Here is a 17,900-nt window from a genome sequence, read left to right on the forward strand (position 1 = left end):
GTCGGTCGATTCCCCACGAACCGATACCAGTTATTATCCCCCGCCTTGAATCCGATCGGGTCGCGTTCGATGAATCTCCCGAGCGATGCCGAGTAGTCGCGATTCCTCACATACGCCAGGCCCGTGATCTCGGTGAACTCGAGCCCCTGGAACAGGTGCTGCCACGAGATCGCCGCGACTGCGGCCGGCTTGGCCGGTGCCCATGACGCCGTCAGCGCCTGCGACTCGCCGTACGGCGTGTACACGAACCGGGCGATCACCGCCCCGCCGAGGACACCGCGGACGCCCGCGGCGGCGACCACGGCGGTCGTGTTCCAGTTGGCATCCTGGATCGCGTACAGGCGTTCCTCGAGGCCGCCGGTGCCGGTCGCCGCCAAACCGTCGGCGTCGCGGTCGCGCATCACCAGGGCATCGACATACACCGGGCTCCAGACATAGCGGGCCTCGGCCGTCCGGCCGATGTCGCCCGACGTGGTGCGGAGCCGCTCCTCGAGCACCTGCCACTGCGCTGAATAGTAGATATCGCGGATCGGCGCCGTCGCCGCGACGGGCCCCACCTGCTCGACGACGCGGCGGTTGAGACCGTCGTACTCATACCGGGCGACGATCCGGCCAGCCGAGTCGCGCACGCTCACCAGCCGATTCCAGGCGTCAAACGCGAGCGAGCGCCCCTGGGCGTCGGCCGTGAGATTGCCGGTGGCCGAATAGGAGAGCTTCTGCGTGCCGACTTGGGTGAGCTCGTTTTGCGCGTTGTGCGTCCGCGGCTGGACGGTGGCGTCGGTCGTGAACGTGTTCCAGTTGCCCAGGGCGTCGAACTGCCACTGCTGCGTCGTCGCCGGCGCGGCCGCCGGCCCGCGGCGGAACGAATCGAGTTGGCCGAGCGCGTCGTAGGTGTAGGTTTCGTCGAAGGCGGGTGCCAACGGCACGCCGCGTGAGAGCCGGTTGCCACCGCGGTCGAACGTGGCCGTCGTCCGCTCGAGCGCCGGAGCGGCGGCCGTCATTCCCGCCACCCAGCGCTGGTCGACCACGCGGCCGAACCGGTCGAGGCCGGTGTAGCGGTCTCCCGCATCCCCCGTCCCCCCGGTCGCACTCTCCATCGTCAAGGTCACGTTGACCTCGGGACGCGACCGCTCGATCACGGTGGCTGTTCCCAGATAGCGGAACGCCTCGATGATCCCCTTGCGCGGCGACACGTCGCGCTGCGGGGAGCCGGCCGGGCGCGGCCCGACGTCAGCCGGCATCGGGCCGACCGACCACTGCCCCGACCGCGGTCCCGACAGGCTCGTCGGTCGGCTCACGGCCGCGTCGATCCCTGAGTAGTTGAAACTCACCGCATAGCCGTCGGGATAGGTGAGCTGGATCGGCCGGCTGTGGTTGCCCCCCACGGCTTCGGAATACGCCGTCCGCACCGCCGGCGTTTCGTCGGGATCGACCTTCTTCCGGTGAGATTGCCACTGGGTCGTCAATTGACCGAAGCCGTTGTAGGCGGAGGCGACCTGATTGACGATCTCACCGCCGTCTGTCCACGACGTCACGCGCACCGGCCGGCCGAGCACGTCGTAGGCCGACTCGATCCGGCGGACCGTGCCATCCACGTCCTTCCCCAGCGCCGTCACCACGTCGGCCGTCTGCCTCCCGACGGTATCGCGAAGATACGTGTGGACCGTCCCCGCCCGGTCGGTAATCGTCGTCCGCTCGCCGAGCGAGTTGACCGTGTAGACATCCCGTTCCATGGCCGACGGCAGGCCGGTGGCCGGGTCGGGATGGCGCATCTCGGCAAGGATGTCATTGGAGACCAGCGCGCTTCCCGTCGCCGGCGACACGCCATACACGTAGCCGGTCACCTGCGCCGGCGTGCCCACCGGCTGCACCGCCGTCCGCGACGCCAGCCGGCCCGCCTGGTCGTAGGCGAAGAGGGTTGTCACGTCGCTGGTCGCCCCTGGTGCGCCGCCGGTGACATTCACGATCGACGAGGTCGTGCGGCCGAGCATGTCGTACGACGCGCGGGTCGCGATCCCGCGCGGGTCGGTCGTGTCTTGCACCCGCCCCGCCGCGTCGTACGTGAAGCTCGTCACCAGCGCCGTGTCGGACCGCGCCGGCGCCGTCGCCGGGCGCCCGTAGCTCACGCCGCCGTTGGTGCCGACGTCGACGGTCGCCGTCAGCCGGTTCGCGGCGTCGTAATACCGCGCGGCAAACGAGACGCGTGCCCCGATCCCCGTCGTCGGCGACCCGAGACCGCCGAGGGCCGTCGGCGAGGCGTCGTGGAACCGTTGGCGGGTCGTCTCCAGGATCACGTTGCCCGCCGCGTCGTGGGCGGTGTCACGCTGCTCGAGGACGACCGACGCGGCCGTCGAGACCGCATCGCTCCAGCCGAGCGCCTTGGCATTGCCCAGGACAAGCACGCTCGCCGTCCGCCCCGCACCGTCGTAGCGGTATTGCACCATCGCCTGACCGGGGGCCGCCTCGAGCGCGAGATTGCCACGGCGATCGTAAAACGAGTCGGTCGACAGCCGTCGCGGCCCGACCGCCCCCGTCGCCTGATCGACGAACAGCGTCTCGGTGCGGAACACCCGGTTGCGCGCGTCGTACGACGCTTCCTCCGCGCCCCGGAGCAACCCGACAGCGGGCCTGTCGGGCGTGCCGTCGCCATCGGCGTCGACCACGACGACCCCGTCGCCGTCGTAGACCTGCCGCACCGTCACCCGGCCGAGATTGTCGTAGCTGACATGGGTCAGCGGCCGATCGAGATCGCTCGCCTCCGTGGCCGGGTCGTCGGTGGCCCCCGCCTTGGTCACCACCGGCCGGTTGCGCCAGTCGTATGCCGTGGAGACGACGCGCGGCGCGTCGCCACCTCCAGGGTATCTGATCGAGCGCGTCCGGTTGCCATTGCCGACAGAACCGTTGTCATATTCGTAGGCCGCGACGCGCGTCATGTTCGACGCCGGCGAGCCATTGGTCGGCGACCACTTGAAGCCGTTGGTCGTCGAATCGTCGGTGCCGATCCAGCTCGACGACAGCCGCGCCAGGCCGTCGTAGACATGGTGCGTGATCGTCCCCGACGGGGTTTCGACGCGCTCGACCTTCCCCTGCTTGCCATACGCCGTCGTCGTCCGCAGGTAGTTGTTTCCCGCACTTCCCAGCGTGGCCTCGGTCGAATAGCTCACGCCGGCGAGCGTGGTGTAGCGGTCGGAGGCGACCATCTGCCCCGCCGCGTTGACCAGCGAGCGCGACAGCGACTGGACGTTCGTGATCGCCTCGGCGCCGGTCGGCCGGCCCGCGGCATCGACCGCCGGCACGGCGGCGAAAGACAGCGTTTCGGAGTAGGTCCCGCTCACGTCCTGGCGCGACAGGAAGATCGGACCGGTCGGCGACAGTGTCGCGGCGTTCCAACCGACGTAGGTGCGGACCGCATGCGCGACGTCGTCGAATACCCGGTAGGTGACATTCCCGCGCGGGTCGGTGACCTTGACCCCGCGGCCGAGCCCGTCGACCTCGGTCGCCGTGACCAGATGCAGGCCGCCCCCCGCGGGCGTCGCCCAGCCGGACGGCAGCGCGGAAAAGTCGCCGGTCCGCGTCGTATCGACATCCACGATCTGCTTCACGACCGCGCCGCTGACCGGATCGTAGGCCGTGAAACGGAGGAAGCCGTCGGCGTCGCGCGACCAGATCTCCCGACCGTTGGGATCGAACACCCGCATCTGCACGTCGGCAGTGCCGGGACCGTTCTGCGCCGCGCTCACGACCGGCAGCGTGACCGCCACCGACTCGACCTGGGTGGTGTCGGTGCGGAACGAGTAGGAATAGGTCGTCGTCTGGGCTGCCGGGGCGAATGCCGTCGCCACGGCGACGAACGACGCCGTCCGCCCGCCGGCCGAGCGCGTCACGTACGTCATCGCCGTCTGCGGGATCGCGGTCCCCGTCTCGCCGCGCTGCACCGCCGTTGACGACACCAGTCCCACGACGTCGCCCGGCACCGTCTCCGTCGCCGTCGACGTCACGCCGTACGACCGGACCTCGATCAACCCGGCGGCGTCGCGGAGGTAAAGGTAGTTGCCCGCCTGCGACCCCATCAGGTCGGCATGCGCCTCGACGTCCGCCAGATTGGCGGGGAGATCGAGGGCTTCGGGCGAGGCGCTCCACATCGGCCGCCCCAATTCGTCGTAGCGGAGGAAGCGCCCCCACTGCCGTGTCGCGCCGCCATCGAGGGCACGCGTCACGTCGAGCATCGTCTGGCCGAACAGGTTGGTATAGCTCACCACCTCGGTGCCGTCCGGGCGGGTGACCGTGGTCCGCGACCGCCAGGCGTTGAAGTCGTCGGTCGCCGCCACTGGATTGGTCGCGTAGGAGAACGTGTAGGTCCCGATCCCTCCGGTGCAGGCGGAGCACCCCACGCCCTGCCGGTCGTGCCGGACGACGCGCCGCTGGGAATCGTATTCGTAGTAGTCGGAGGCATACGGTGCGATCGCCGCGTCGGACGCCGTCCGGAATCCCGGCACCGCAGCCGCGAGGCGCTTCTGGCTCGCGGCATCGAACGAATACTTCAGTGCCCCGAAGAACCCCTTGTCGCTGTCGGGCTGGCCGAACGTGTAGTAGCGGTAGTAGGTCGAATCGATCAGTGCTCCGGTACCGTCGCGGACCTCGATCGACTCCAGATCGCCGTCGGTGCCGTTCGGACTCCCGCCGGCGTAATAGCCGTAGGTGAGCACCCGGATCACCGATCCGTTGCTCCGCGCCAGCGTCGCCGTGGCAACCCGGTCTCTACCGCCAACCGTGATGTAGGTATAGGTCCACGACTGTCGCGGCGAGGTGCCCGACGCCGGCGCGACCGACGATAGCGACAGCGTCTCGACGCGCGTCGGCTGACCGAAGATGTCGCGCTGCGTGACGGTCGCCCGATTGCCGAAGGCATCGCTGCGGCTCACGAAGCGGCCATGTTCCTCGGGGGCATTACCCGAAAAGTCATTGAACTCGATCGCCCCGCCGGCCGCCGTCTGGTAGACGAACCGGCCTCCCGACCAGGTCAGCGAGTCGGAATTGGCCGCGAGCGGCACGAACGACGTCGTCGATCCCTGCTTGCGGAGGAAACCCCTGACATCGGTGCCGGTGAAGCTGAACTGCAACGCCGTGGGACCCTGCGCGTCGGACCGGAGCACGTGGATCGACGGCATCGTCGTCGAGATCCGCCCGTTGCCGTAGCTCTCGTCGCCGTTGCGCACGGCGTTGCTCGTCCAGGCGTGGGCGGGTCCGGCCGACGCCCCGTCGGAAACACGCGGCGTAAGGTTACCGACCGGAAGAGACGCGAGGCCGCTGGCCAGATGGACGCCGCCCCCTCCTGCGCCATCGCCAGCGCTGGCGATCATCAACTCGCCGCAGTCTTCGTATTGAGGAATCCCTGGGCCGACCTCAAGCCCACGGGTGAGCTGATAGAACTCGATCGGTCGGACCAGCAGCAGCCGCTGTTCGAGCTGCTCGAACATCACCGCCAGTGTCGGCTTCTCACCGCACCCGCGCGGTCCGCAGCCCGGGCTGCACGCGTTGCGGTGCCCCCGGCGTTGGCCACACCGCTGCCGCTGTCGCTGCCGTCCGATGCCCCCTCCTTTGATCCCGATCGCGTCAGGCGATTGGCCCCCTCGCCAGAAACCCCCCGGACGGGGACCACAGGGTATGGGAAAAGATCATGCCGGTGTTGTCAACGGCCGTCAGGGGTCGAACACGACCGCCACCGGCAGGGAGTTGCCGAACGTGACGAAGTCGCGAAACGTCCACGCCACCCTCTTGTCGGGTGTGACTTCGATGATCTGCGGGTTGTCGGGGCCGGCGTGGCAATTCACCAGTTGCGTGTTGCCGTTGGCGAGCCGGCGCACCTGCGTGACCCACGCCAGCGTGATCCCCGGCAGGTCATGCTGGGCCAGGTGCCAGACGATCTCCTTGGCGGGCGTGACCTCGAGCACGGCATGGCCGTTGCCGGTGCCGATGAGCGTGTTGCCATTGGCGAGGCGGACGGCCGAATAGACCTGGTCGCCGAATGCCTCGGGCCCGTGGCCCCCCTTCGGCTCGCGGCCGAACAGCGGCACGTCGAACTCCCACACGACCCTGCCCGCGGTGTCGTATTCGCGGACCACGCCGTCGCGCTCGTGGGCGACCAGATACGTGCCCGCCGGCGTGCGGCGCACGTTGCGGGTGTCGGAGTGGACAGCCGGCCGATCGACCGTGAGCGGGATCACGTGGCGGATCTTCCCCTCGCCATCGACCTCCACGATCCGCGCCGGCCCCGACTCGGCGATCATCGTCGCCCCGTCGGGGAGCCGCTCGAAGGCGTGGATCTCGACCGGGCGGTCGCCATGCTCCTTCCGCCCGTCGTAGGACCAGACCACCTTCCCGTCGCGGTCGGTCTCCACGACCCGCGTCCACCCCTCCTGGGAGAGCAGGTGGCCGTCAGGGAGGAGGTGGAGGTCGTGGATCTGCGCGACGGGGCGCCGCCAGGCGATGCTCCCGTCGGCTCCGACCAGCGCCAGCGTCCGCGTCGAATCGTCGGCCGCGAGCACGCGGCGCGGCGGGCCGGTCTGGTCGGCGACGGCGTCGGCCCCGGCCGACAGGCCGAGGGCCGAGAGCGCGACGAGCCACGCCGCCAGCCGGCTCCAGCCCGAGCGTGGGGCGGGATGGATCGTCGTCGGCCGCCGCGCGGCGAGGGCGGCGATCCGGGTGCGGACCTCGTCGAGCCGGGCGCCGGAAACGTGCTCGAGCGCCAGATCGAATTGGACCGCCGCCCGCGGCGCCAGCGTGACCACGCGCCCCTGCGACTCCTCGAACGACCGCGGGTTGGGGAAATTGGTGCCCGGCTCGAGTCCGGTGACGTAGCCATCGGCATTCCCAGTCTGGTTTTTCCAGAGCGTGAAGCAGGGGAGCGACTCGGCAAACCAGGCCAGCCGCGCCCCCTCGCGCCCGCCGGGGGCGAGGAGGACCGCCTCGGCGGTCCCCTGGTCGTCGGGACGGATCCGCGCGAAATGCGCCTCCTCGGGGCGCCCTGCCCGGGGCGCTTCGAAGCTCCTCCAGGTCGGGCCGTCGGGCATCGCCGCGGTGTCGCGCGGCGCCACCTCGTCGACGGCCGCGAGGAGCTCGGCCCCGGCCCCGAGCAGCGGTGGCCCGAGATTGACGTGGTAGAGCATCTGCATCGTCGTCGGGCGGTCGGAGAGGTTTGTCACTTCGTCGGTCCAGGTGACCAGCGGCCGGTCGGCGTGGACGACGATCCGGGTCGACATACGCAGGGCATGGAAGTGGAACCGCGTCTCGTCGACGGCGCCGGCCAGTTCGACCGTGCCGGCCTTGTCGTCGATCACCACCTCGACGGCATGGGCGGGGAGATTGGCGATCCGGCCGTGCAGCGGATGCAGCAGCCGGCCGGCGGCGTCGAAATCGGGGGCGCCGTTGGAGACCAGGCCGCAGCGGGCGACCAGTTCGTCGAACCCGTCGAGCCAGCCGAGCCCGGAGGGCTCCATCAGCGGCACGCCGCGCGGGTGCACCGGGCCGGCGACCGGCGACTGCCAGCCCAGCTCGGTCGGCCCGCTCCAGGCCTTCCAGATTCCCAGGCCCCGGTCCGGGAGGACGATCGCGCTGGTGGCGCCGGCGGCGAGCTCGACGACGAGCATCCCGTCGCCGCGGCCGCCGCGGATCCGGCCGGTGCGGACCCGCAACCGGCCGAGAGTGATATCGAGCGCATCGTTGGCGGTGGAGGCGGTGTCTCCGCGCCCGCGGCTCACGACAGGGTGGGATTGGCGTGTCATGGGGGGGAGTGTACCGCGACGGCCCGCCGCGCCGCAGCCGGCCGCAGCACGGCGGCGGGTGTCGTCCCAGGCCTCCGGACGGGGAGCGGTCGCGACCGGGCCAACGGCGTCGGCGGGATCACTACACTGGCGGCCTGCCGACGACCGCACCTCCACCAGAGCTTCGGAAGCCACCCCGTGGTTCCCATGTCGCCGACGCCGCCGATCGCGATCGTCCTCGCCGCTGGCCGCGGCACACGGATGGGCACCGACCTGCCCAAGGTGCTCTGCGAGGCGGCAGGGAAGCCGCTTGTCACCTGGGTGCTCGAGGCCTTGGCGGCGGCTGGGATCGAGGAGCGGATCGTGGTCGTCGGCCACCGGGCCGCCGACGTCGAGCGCGCGCTGGCCGGTGTGACCGGGGTCTTCTTCGCGCTCCAGACCGCGCTCCGCGGAACCGGCGACGCGGTGGCCGCGGCGGTCCCGCACCTGCGCCGCGCCGGAGGAGGCCCGGCGCGGCCGGTGGTGATCGTCTGCGGCGATTCGCCGATGCTCCGGCCGGCGAGCATCGCCCGCCTCCTCGGCGAGTTCGCCGCCCGGTCGGCCGCCTGCCTGCTGGGCACGACGATCGCCGCCGACCCGACCGGCCTGGGGCGGATCGTGCGCGACGACTCCGGCCGGTTCGAGGCGATCGTCGAGGAACGCGACGCGACGCCGCAGCAGCGCCTGATCCGCGAGGTCAACATGAGCACGTACGTGTTCGCGGCAGGGGCGCTCGTCGACGCCGTCGGGCGCCTCGACAACGGCAACGCCGCCGGGGAGTATTACCTCACCGACTGCCCCCGGTTGCTGGCGTCCGACGGCCTGGTGGTCGATGCCGTCGCCTGCCTCGACGAGAGCGAGTCGCTCTCCGTGAACACCCCCGCACAGCTCGCCGCGGTGGCCGCGGCCCTGGCGGCGCGGCCGACGGGCGACGAGCAGGGACCAGCGAGGCACGCCGGATGAACGATCTGAAGATCTTCAGTGGGCCCGCCAACACGGCGCTGGCCCAGGACATCTGCCGCTACCTCAACCTGCCGATGGGGAAGATCACCCTCGGGCGGTTTCCGGACGGCGAGATCTCGTGCAAGATCGACGAAGACGTCCGCGGCCGCGACGTGTTCATCGTCCAGCCCACCTGCCCGCCGGTCAACGAGCACCTCATGGAGCTGCTCGTGATGATCGACAGCTTCAAGCGCGCCAGTTCGTTCCGGCTGACGGCGGTGATTCCCTACTTCGGGTACGCCCGGCAGGACCGAAAAGACGCCGGGCGGGTGCCGATCACGGCCAAGCTCGTGGCCAATCTGATCACCCGCGCGGGCGCCGACCGCGTGCTGGCGATGGACCTCCACGCCGCCCAGATCCAGGGCTTCTTCGACGTCCCCGTCGACCACCTCTACGCCGCCCCGGTGCTCCACAACCACTTCGCGTCGCTCGACGTGCCGCGCGACGAGATCGTCGTCGTCAGCGCCGACGAGGGGGGAATCAAGCGCGCCGTCGGCCACGCCACCCGGTTCGGAGCCCCGCTGGCGATCATCGACAAGCGGCGTTTGTCGGCCGACACCACCAAGCCTGCAAACCTCATCGGGGCGTCGGTGGAGGGAAAAACGGCGCTGATGTTCGACGACATGATCAGCACCGCCGGTTCGATCTGCTCGGCCGCCGAGGTGATCCACCGCCACGGCGCCAAGGCGATCTACGCCGCCGCGACCCACGGCCTGCTCGTCGGCCCGGCGGTCGAGCGGCTCCGGGCGGCGCCCTTCAAAGGAGTGATCATCACCGACTCGATCCCCCTTTCGGAGGATAAGCTCCTTCCCTCCGTGACGGTGCTTTCGGTCGCTGCGCTGCTCGGGCAGGCGATCAAACGGATCCACCGCAACGAGTCGGTGAGCATGATGTTCCAGTGAGCCGGCAGACCGGCCTTGCGGTCCCCGGCGGCGCTGGCATGATAGTGGGCTTTCCGTGAGCCTGCCGACGGTGTCGCGCGGGCCCGCGCCCGGCCCCCGCGCCGCGGCGCCGCACGCGCGAAAGCCCCCCGCGAGGAATCGATCCCGTGAGCGAGTCGCTCGAAGTCGTCGCCCGCACCGCCGTCGGCTCCCATGCCTGCCGCCGCCTCCGCCGCCAGGGGCTCGTTCCCCTGGTTCTCTACGGCCATGGCGAGAAATGTGTCGATCTGGCCGCCCACCGCGATGCGGTCGAGGCGGTGATCCGCCACGGCAGCCGTGTCGTGGAGTTGCAGGGAGCGGTGAAGACCAGCGCCCTGCTCCGAGACCTGCAGTGGGACACGTTCGGCACCGAACCGCTCCACGTCGATCTGATTCGCGTCAGCGCCAGCGAGCGGGTCAAGGTGCGCGTCCCGGTCGACCTGCGTGGCGAATGCCCCGGGCAACGTGAAGGGGGCGTGGTCACGCTCCTGCTCCACGAAGTCGATCTCGAGTGCACGGCTGACGCGATCCCGGAGAGGATCCACGCCCAGGTGGGCCGGCTGATGATCGGCGGCGTCATCAAGGTCCAGGATCTGGAGCTGCCGAAGGGGGCTCGCGTCCTTGCCGACCGGGAAGAGAACGTCGTGTCCTGCAACCTCCCGACGCACAAGGCCGAGGAGGCGGTCGCCGCCGCCGAGCCGGAGGTGATCGGCCGCAAGCCGGCGGAGGAGGGGACTGCCGCCGAGGGGGAGTGAGTGAAACTCGTCGTCGGCCTCGGCAACCCCGGCCGCTCCTACGATGGCTCGCGGCACAACGTCGGCTTCGAGGTTCTCGACATCCTGTCGGAGCGGGCGGGAAGCCCGCCGCGGCGTCAGCGTTTCCAGGGCGACACCGCCCCGGCGACGGTCCGGGGCAGCCAGGTCCTGCTCCTCTGGCCGCTGACGTGGATGAACCTCTCCGGCTCGGCCGTGCTTGCAGCGCGCGATTTCTACAAGCTCGACGACTCGGATATATTGGTGATTTGCGACGACTTCAATCTCCCCGCGGACGTCATCCGGCTCCGGAAGGGCGGTTCGGCGGGGGGCCAAAATGGCCTCGCCAACGTCCTCCTGCGCCTCGGCACCCAGACCGTGCCGCGACTTCGGGTGGGCATCGGACCGGTGCCTCGCGGCCGTGATCCAGCCGATTGGGTGCTCGGCCGCTTCACCGCGGCGGAGCGAACGCAGGTCGACGCCGCCGTGCAGCGGGCCGCGGAAGCAGCCGAGGATTGGATCGCCCTCGGCATCGACGCGGCGATGAACCGACACAACTAGTTTCAATGATTTCCAGCCACCGCTCCCGAGGAACCCTCGATGGTCGTTTACGAAGGCATGTTCATTCTTGATCCCACGAAGTTCTCGCGCGATCCGTCCGCGGCTGCCAAGCAGGTCGACGACCTGATCGCCGCGCACGGCGGCACCGTGCTCGCCGCACGGCTGTGGGACGAGCGAAAACTCGCCTACCCCATCAACGGACACAAGAAGGGGGTCTACTGGCTCAGCTACTTCAAGATGCCCGGCGGCAACATCGCCCCCCTCGAGCGGCAGGCGGCGATCACCGACCTGGTGATCCGCAAGTTGATCCTCCGCGTCGATCCGCGGCTCGCCGATGTCCTCGTGCAGCACGCGTTGGCCGGCGATAGCACGCAGCGGCGCACGGGCACCTCGAGCCCGGCGGGAACCTGACCCCCGCCCCGGCGTGCCCTGACCGAAACCGCGGTCTTGCCAACTCGCCGACAGGCACCCTATACTGAACAGATGATCACATTCGCCTCGCCGACAGCGGCCGGGCGAGCCCCCGGGGGCCGAGAAGGCCCGCGGGGGGCGATGGCCGCGGCGGCGGGGAAGACGCGGCCGAGCGGCGCAGGCGGGGTTCGATCGGGGCAACTCGCCGGCCAGTGGAGCCGGCGGTCAATCACGTAGGTCGAGGAGCATCCGATGGCCAGTTTCAACCGTGTGGTTCTGATGGGTAACGTCACCCGCGACCCGGAACTGCGGTACATCCCCAGCGGCAAGGCGGTGACCGACCTGGGTCTGGCAGTCAACGAGCGGCGCAAACTTCCCAGCGGCGAATGGGGCGAGGAGACGACCTTCGTCGACATCACGCTGTGGGATCGCAATGCCGAGGTCGCGGGGGAATACGTCACCAAAGGGTCGCCGGTCCTCATCGAAGGTCGGCTCAAGCTCGAGACGTGGGAGAAAGACGGCAAGAAAAACTCGAAGCTGAAAGTCATCGGCGACCGTCTCGTCCTTCTTGGCGGCCGGTCGGGAGAGGGGGGCCGTGGCGAAGGGGGTGGTCGGTCGGGGCGACCGGTTCGGGCCGGTTCCGGAGGCCGGCACGCCGATGCCGATGCCCCGTCGACCGACGGCCCCTCGGGCGGGTACGATGGAGAAGTGCCATCGGCCGGTGGCGGCGACGACGACATCCCGTTTTGAGGGGGCTGGCCTACGGCGGCTGCCCTGCCCGTAGGCCGAATGACGCGGGCGCTGGCCGATGACGTCGCGGCCGTGGTTCGCCACGGCCGCGGGTGACTCGTCAGTGCCGCCGATCGGCCCCGGGCCCGCCGGTGGAGTGTTCACGTCGGTCCGTGGCGTTCGGTGTGGGTGACGAGGTTTTCTGTCCCGGATTTTCCGTGCTGGAAAGGTTTCACGATGGCCGCTCAGTCTGACTCCAACGCGTCTTCCGCTCCCGCTCGCGAATCGTCCGCGGCGCCGGCAAAGAATGCGGTCAGCCGCGCCAAACGGCAACGCTCGGCCCCGACAATGGCCGCCGCCAACCGGCTACCGAAGGGGAAGAAGGGGGGCATCGAACTGCTCCTCATCCAGTCGGTCGAGCACCTCGGCAAGGTGGGCGAGGTGGTCGAGGTGAAGCGGGGGTACGCGGCCAACTATCTGCTGCCCCAGGGCATGGCGACGATCGCCACCGACCACCACAAGCGGATGATCGAGAAGCACAAGGCGAAGCTCGACGAGATCGCCCGGCAGCGGTTGGCGGGCCTCCGCAGCCTGCTCGACGAGCTGGTGCGGACGAGCGTCACGATCGAGGCCAATGCCAACGACGAGGGGCATCTCTACGGCTCCGTCGGCGCGGCGGAGATCTCCCGGTCGCTGAAGCAGCAAGACCTGATCGTCGCTGCCGACTCGATCATCCTCCAGGGCCCCCTCAAAGAGGTCGGGCTGTACACGGTCAAGGTGCGGCTCGCTGCCGAGGTGGAAGGCGACCTGAAGGTGTGGGTGGTGCCCTCGAGCGGAGACGGCGGAGCCAAGTAGCGTCCGCCGCGGCTGCCTGCCGGCCGTGGATGCCTCGCCAAGTCAACTGCCCGTGGCCTTTCGGGCGCGGGGATCGCGGCCGGCTCTTGCCGTTGGCCGAGAACCGCTCGCCGCGACCGCGGGGTGATGGTCTTGTCGGTCGGCAGCTCATGGCTTCCCGGGTCCGAGCCCACCCCCTGCCCACCGAGGTGACCGGATGAGCGACGCGGCGGCGGGTTCAGCGGGCAACCACGATGCCTCCGGAAACGGCGCGTCCTCCCGCCGGCGGCGTGACGGCGGCGGTAAGCCGCGCCCCACCGCCCCCGCAGCGGGCAGCGGAGCCCGGCTGCCGGGGCGCGAACGGCCCACCAGCTATGAATCGGAGCGTGCCGTGATCGGCAGCGTGCTCCTCAAGCCCGATGTCTGCGACGACGTGACGCTGGTGTTGTCCCCCGCCGATTTCGACGACGACGCCTGCCGACTGATCTTCGAGCGGATCCGTGAGATCCACGAGTCGGCGCGGAAGGTCGACGTCCGGATCCTCGTCGAGGCGCTGCGCACGGCCGGCGAATTGGAGCGCGTCGGCGGCGCGGCGGTGATCGCCGAATTCCTCCAGGCCGTCCCCCACGCCGCGCATGCGGTGCATTACGCCGAGATCGTCCGGGAGAAGAGCCTCCTCCGCGCGCTGATCGACACCTCCACCGCGATCCTCAGCGACGCCTACGACTCCCCGGTCGAGGCGCGGAAACAGCTCGGCGACGCCGAGACGAAGATCTTCGGCATCTCGGAGCAGCGGGCCGGGACCGAGGCGCGACCGATCAACGACGTCCTCAAGGACGTGCTCCACCGGATGGACGCCCGGATGAAGCACGATCAGCCGCTCGGCGGCGTCGAAACCGGGTTTACCGAGCTCGACACCCTCTGCGGGGGCCTCCACAACCAGGAGCTGATCATCCTCGCCGCCCGGCCCAGCATGGGAAAGACGGCGCTGGCGATGAACATCGCCGAGCACGTCGCGATCCACAATCGGCGGCCGGTGCTGTTCGTGAGCCTCGAGATGGCGGCGCTCGAGCTCACCGACCGGTTGCTCTGTTCCTCCGCGCGCGTCAACGGCCACCGTCTCCGCAACGGCACGATCTCGCAGGAGGACCGGCGCCGGCTTGTGCAGAAGGCCAGCGAGATCAGCGCCGCGCCGCTGTTCATCGACGACTCCCCGGCGCGGACGCTGGCCGAGATCGGCGCGGTCGCCCGGCGGATCAAGCGGAAGCATGGCCTCGCGCTGGTCGCGATCGACTACCTCCAGCTGATCGAGCCCGACAACCCGCGCGACCCCCGCCAGGAGCAGGTCGCCCGCATCGCCCGCCGCCTCAAGACGCTTGCCCGGCAACTCGAGGCCCCGTTGCTGTGCCTTGCCCAGCTCAACCGCCAGGCGGAGGTGTCGCGCGACAACAAGCCGCGGCTCCACCATCTCCGTGAGTCCGGGGCCATCGAGCAGGATGCCGACGTGGTGATGTTCGTGCACCGTGAGGAGTACTACCAGACGAACGACGAGGACCGGGAACGGGTCAAGGGACAGGCCGAGATCATCATCGCCAAGCAGCGAAACGGTCCGATCGGCGACGTCAAGCTGCTCTGGCAGCACGACTTCACCCGGTTCGTCAATCAGGAGCACCGCCCGCACAGCGAGTTCGAGAGCTTCTCCCCCTGAGGCGGAGCACGGCTGCCGTCAGCGGGCGCGACGGGCGGCGGAGCGGTCGGTTCCCGGAGCGACATCGAGCAGAGCCCCGCCCACGTCGCCGCGTTCGACGTGCTCCCAGGCGATCGCCCCCATCGCCGCATTGTCGGTGCACAGCGACGGCGGCGGCACGAGCACTTCCGCGCCGTGGCGGCCACCGGCTAGAGTCAGCGCGGCGCGGAGGCGCGAGTTGGCCGCGACTCCACCGCCGACGAGCACCTGGCGCAGGCCGGTGCGCTCGAGCGCCACTTCGACTTTGGCGACGACCGTATCGACCGCCGCCTGTTCGAACGCCGCCGCCAGGTCGGCGCGGGCCTGACCGGTCGGTGGCGGCTGATCGGCCGGTGTCCCCGGGGGGCGCACCCGCACCCGCAGCGCCGTCTTCAGGCCGCTGAAGCTCATGTCGATCCGGTCGCGGTCTGCCGCCAGGGGCCGCGGCAGGCGCACGCTCCGCGGATTGCCGTCGCGCGCCGTCCGCTCGATCCACGGGCCGCCGGGATAGCCGAGGCCGAGCAGCGCCGCCGCCTTGTCGAAGGCCTCGCCCACGGCGTCGTCGATCGTGCCGCCGAGGCGTTCCAGGTCGGTCGGCGTGCCGACCCTGTAGAGAGCCGTGTGGCCGCCGCTGACGACCAGGCCGAGGGCCGGGTAGCGCACGCGGGATCCATGCACAAGACGGCAGGCGTAGAGGTGAGCGGCGAGGTGGTCGTAGCCGACCAGCGGCAGGCCGAACCCGAGGGCGATCCCCTTGGCGGCGGCGAGCCCGACCAACAGCGAGCCGACGAGCCCCGGGCGGACGGCCACCGCCACGACCTCGAGCTCCGACCGGTGCACACCCGACCGGTCGACGGCCTCGGCGATCACCGGCAGGATCCGCTCGACATGCGCCCGGGCGGCGACCTCGGGCACCACGCCGCGCCACCGGGCGTGGAGCGCTTCCTGGCTGGCGACGACCGAGCCGAGCACGGTGCGCTGCCGCGTGATCACCGCGGCAGCGGTCTCGTCGCAGGTCGTCTCGATCGCCAGGAGCGGCACGCGCGCAGGATCCGTCGGGCGGCCGCCGCGATCAGAAGTCGTACCACATCCCGAACCCGCAGCGGTTCTGGTTGTTGTACACGAACTCGTATTGCGGGTCGGACCCGTACAGATACTCGAACCCGACGCGGTACAGCTTCTCGCTGCGCCGCCCGCGCCACGCCCAGCCGGCCTGCACGCAGACGTTGCCTCCCCAGTCGAGCTCCTGGCGCGACATGCCGTTGACCGCGAGGAACGGCGATCCGCGGCCGCCGGTGGGCCGGGCCTGGATCAGCTCGCAGCCCCCCTGCAGCTCCCAGGGCTCCGATCCCCCGGCGTTGTAAAACGCCCAGCCGACCTCACCGTAGAGCCGCAGCCAGTCGAGCGGGTACCAGGAATTGCCCCACACCAGGCAGTCGCGGACGTAGTTGATCCGCGGGTAGGTCGGGTGCTTGAGCATGAACTCGTCGCCGAGGTGCGCGCTGTTGTGGTAATAGGCGAACTTCGTCTGCCAGCGCCCGACGCCGTAGACCAGCGGCACGCCGAACCGGTAGTCGGCGCTGCGCAGGTCGCGCTCGTCCTCGGGATCGAGGCGCACGAACGCCGCTCCCTCGATCTGGACCTCGAAGCCCTGCGGGTGGACGACCGTGTCGGAGCCGTAGCGGAGGATCGACGCGCGGCCACCGAGGGTCGTGTCCCACAGCCATCCTTCGCGACCACCGCCGACGAGCGCCGGCTCGGTGTCGTCGTAGACCGAGGAGCCGATCCGCGGTTCCTTCGGTCCGGCGAGGTAACTGGTGTAAATCAGATTGTTGGGCATCAACTGCCAGCACCACGGGCGGGCCGCCCAGAGGTCGTCAAAGCAGTCGGGAAAACCGCTCCCTGGGACGATGCAGTCGGGACCGCAGGACGGTGATCCGCCGGGGGCCACTGCACCATCGAAATCGTCGGCGCCAAAACCCTCGTAGGGGAGGTCGAGGACGACCGGGCCCGATCCCGGATCCGCCGGCAATGGCACGACGGCCGACTGGGCACGCGGCTCCGGCACCGAGAGTGCCGGTCCAGGGAGGGGCTCGCCCGGCGCCGGCGTGGGCGACGCGAGCAGGCAGATCCCGAACCACGCCAGGCAGCCGAGCGTTCGCACCATCCGAGCGACGGCTGCATGGCGTGGCGCCGCCGCGACGCGGATGGCGTCGTCGACGGCCGGAGGCGGGTGCAGGAGCGGTTCGACTGGCATCGGTGCGGTGACGGACGGCGGGGTGGGCCCGGCGGCGGCGGCCGCCGCTGGTCAGCCACGGGGGTGGGTGCGAATTGCGTGGGCCCGAACCGGGTGCGACACTCTAGGGGCCGGTCGGGGATCGGCTGAAGAGAGATCGGCGATCGACCCCCGCGCGGCGCACGCTGATTTCACGATCGCTGACCGGTCGCGGCGCCGGCGGGCGTCTTCCCCCCACCGCCGGCAGTTTGGGCAACCAGGACACTTTCCCAGGATCGCTGCCGCCCCTCGCCGTCCCCGCGTCCCCACTTCACCAGGTTTCGGGATCCACCCGATGTCCCCTCCTCCGTCACGTGACCCGGCCCCAGCCCCACCGCAAGCGCCGGCGCCGGCCGAGACCATCGAGCCGTTGGCGGCGGCGCTCGGAAGGATCCCCAGCGGACTGTTCGTGATCGCCTGGCGCGACGGGTGCGGCGATCGGGCGATGCTCGCCAGCTGGGTGATGCAGGCGGCATTCACGCCCCCGATGATCTCGGTCGCGATCGCCTCGTCGCGCGATCTGCTCGCCGCGGTCTCCTCGGGAACCGACTTCGTGCTCAACATCGTCGGCGAGGCGCACAAGCCGCTCGCCGGGAGGTTCTCGCGCCCCGCTGCGGCCGGCGAGGAGCCGTTCGCCGGGCTCGCCGTGGAGCGCGTCGCCGGGATCGCCGCGCTGGTCGACGCGGTCGGCTGGCTCCACTGCCGCGGCGTGGCCCGCGCCGAGAGCGGCGACCATGCCGTCGTCATTGCCCGGATCCTCGCGGGGGCCTCGGCAGGCACCGGACAGCCACTGGTGCACCTCCGACGGCATGGGCTACGTTACTGAAGCTCGCGATCGGGCCCTCCCGCACCCCGGGGTGGTGCCACCCGATCGCCATTCGCCGTGGGGAG

The 17,900-nt window shown here is 70.3% G+C and carries 13 protein-coding genes; 9 read left to right on the forward strand and 4 right to left on the reverse strand.

What is annotated here, in order from left to right; all coding sequences use genetic code 11:
• Together FJ309_12225 and FJ309_12230 are read right to left on the reverse strand one after the other, a co-directional pair.
• Positions 1-5,477, reverse strand: a 5,477-nt coding sequence (locus FJ309_12225; GenBank protein ID MBM3955363.1) for a hypothetical protein, incomplete at its 3' end; no start/stop codon positions are given.
• 222 nt (positions 5,478-5,699) lie between these two features.
• Positions 5,700-7,781, reverse strand: a complete 2,082-nt coding sequence (locus FJ309_12230) for a DUF4432 family protein (protein MBM3955364.1) — start codon at positions 7,779-7,781, stop codon at positions 5,700-5,702.
• A gap of 186 nt (positions 7,782-7,967) precedes the next feature.
• On the opposite strand from FJ309_12230, the gene FJ309_12235 reads away from it, so the two are divergent.
• From FJ309_12235 to dnaB, 8 genes are all read left to right on the forward strand, one after another.
• The gene (locus tag FJ309_12235) at positions 7,968-8,762 is read left to right on the forward strand and encodes a glycosyl transferase family 2 (protein ID MBM3955365.1); all 795 of its coding nucleotides are present in this window, start codon (positions 7,968-7,970) and stop codon (positions 8,760-8,762) included.
• Complete coding sequence (locus tag FJ309_12240) at positions 8,759-9,703, forward strand: ribose-phosphate pyrophosphokinase (GenBank protein ID MBM3955366.1); 945 nt, start codon at positions 8,759-8,761, stop codon at positions 9,701-9,703. The genes FJ309_12235 and FJ309_12240 overlap by 4 nt, the downstream gene beginning before the upstream one ends.
• 137 nt (positions 9,704-9,840) lie before the next feature.
• Positions 9,841-10,476 (forward strand): 50S ribosomal protein L25, encoded by a 636-nt coding sequence (locus tag FJ309_12245; GenBank protein ID MBM3955367.1) that lies wholly within the window; start codon positions 9,841-9,843, stop codon positions 10,474-10,476.
• A complete protein-coding gene (locus FJ309_12250; protein ID MBM3955368.1) occupies positions 10,477-11,034 on the forward strand; it encodes an aminoacyl-tRNA hydrolase in 558 nt (185 codons plus the stop codon).
• Between the two features lie 39 nt (positions 11,035-11,073).
• Positions 11,074-11,445: a 30S ribosomal protein S6 gene (rpsF, locus tag FJ309_12255; protein MBM3955369.1), complete on the forward strand. Its 372-nt coding sequence runs from the start codon at positions 11,074-11,076 to the stop codon at positions 11,443-11,445.
• 252 nt (positions 11,446-11,697) lie between these two features.
• Positions 11,698-12,195 (forward strand): single-stranded DNA-binding protein, encoded by a 498-nt coding sequence (gene ssb / locus FJ309_12260; GenBank protein ID MBM3955370.1) that lies wholly within the window; start codon positions 11,698-11,700, stop codon positions 12,193-12,195.
• Between the two features lie 327 nt (positions 12,196-12,522).
• Complete coding sequence (gene rplI, locus FJ309_12265; GenBank protein MBM3955371.1) at positions 12,523-13,029, forward strand: 50S ribosomal protein L9; 507 nt, start codon at positions 12,523-12,525, stop codon at positions 13,027-13,029.
• Positions 13,030-13,225: 196 nt separating this feature from the next.
• Positions 13,226-14,716: a replicative DNA helicase gene (dnaB, locus tag FJ309_12270; GenBank protein ID MBM3955372.1), complete on the forward strand. Its 1,491-nt coding sequence runs from the start codon at positions 13,226-13,228 to the stop codon at positions 14,714-14,716.
• Positions 14,717-14,734: 18 nt separating this feature from the next.
• Here the strand turns inward: dnaB and tsaD are convergent, their stop codons facing one another.
• Both tsaD and FJ309_12280 read right to left on the reverse strand, forming a co-directional pair.
• Positions 14,735-15,775, reverse strand: a complete 1,041-nt coding sequence (gene tsaD / locus FJ309_12275) for a tRNA (adenosine(37)-N6)-threonylcarbamoyltransferase complex transferase subunit TsaD (GenBank protein ID MBM3955373.1) — start codon at positions 15,773-15,775, stop codon at positions 14,735-14,737.
• Between the two features lie 31 nt (positions 15,776-15,806).
• The gene (locus FJ309_12280; GenBank protein ID MBM3955374.1) at positions 15,807-16,991 is read right to left on the reverse strand and encodes a DUF1207 domain-containing protein; all 1,185 of its coding nucleotides are present in this window, start codon (positions 16,989-16,991) and stop codon (positions 15,807-15,809) included.
• On the opposite strand from FJ309_12280, the gene FJ309_12285 reads away from it, so the two are divergent.
• Entirely contained in the window at positions 16,942-17,835 is an 894-nt protein-coding gene (locus FJ309_12285; protein ID MBM3955375.1) for a flavin reductase family protein, read from the forward strand. The genes FJ309_12280 and FJ309_12285 overlap by 50 nt on opposite strands.
• Positions 17,836-17,900: the final 65 nt, after the last annotated feature.

It is taken from the genome of Planctomycetota bacterium, from assembly GCA_016872555.1.
Classification (GTDB): Bacteria; Planctomycetota; Planctomycetia; order Pirellulales; family UBA1268; genus F1-20-MAGs016.

Bases quoted from the DNA above. Each gene is read 5' to 3' on its own strand.
- FJ309_12230 (MBM3955364.1), bottom strand. From the start codon at position 7,781: ATGACACGCCAATCCCACCCTGTCGTGAGCCGCGGGCGCGGAGACACC.
- FJ309_12235 (MBM3955365.1), top strand. From the start codon at position 7,968: ATGTCGCCGACGCCGCCGATCGCGATCGTCCTCGCCGCTGGCCGCGGC.
- FJ309_12240 (MBM3955366.1), top strand. From the start codon at position 8,759: ATGAACGATCTGAAGATCTTCAGTGGGCCCGCCAACACGGCGCTGGCC.
- rpsF (MBM3955369.1), top strand. From the start codon at position 11,074: ATGGTCGTTTACGAAGGCATGTTCATTCTTGATCCCACGAAGTTCTCG.
- ssb (MBM3955370.1), top strand. From the start codon at position 11,698: ATGGCCAGTTTCAACCGTGTGGTTCTGATGGGTAACGTCACCCGCGAC.
- rplI (MBM3955371.1), top strand. From the start codon at position 12,523: ATGGCCGCCGCCAACCGGCTACCGAAGGGGAAGAAGGGGGGCATCGAA.
- dnaB (MBM3955372.1), top strand. From the start codon at position 13,226: ATGAGCGACGCGGCGGCGGGTTCAGCGGGCAACCACGATGCCTCCGGA.
- FJ309_12285 (MBM3955375.1), top strand. From the start codon at position 16,942: ATGGCGTCGTCGACGGCCGGAGGCGGGTGCAGGAGCGGTTCGACTGGC.
- FJ309_12280 (MBM3955374.1), bottom strand. From the start codon at position 16,991: ATGCCAGTCGAACCGCTCCTGCACCCGCCTCCGGCCGTCGACGACGCC.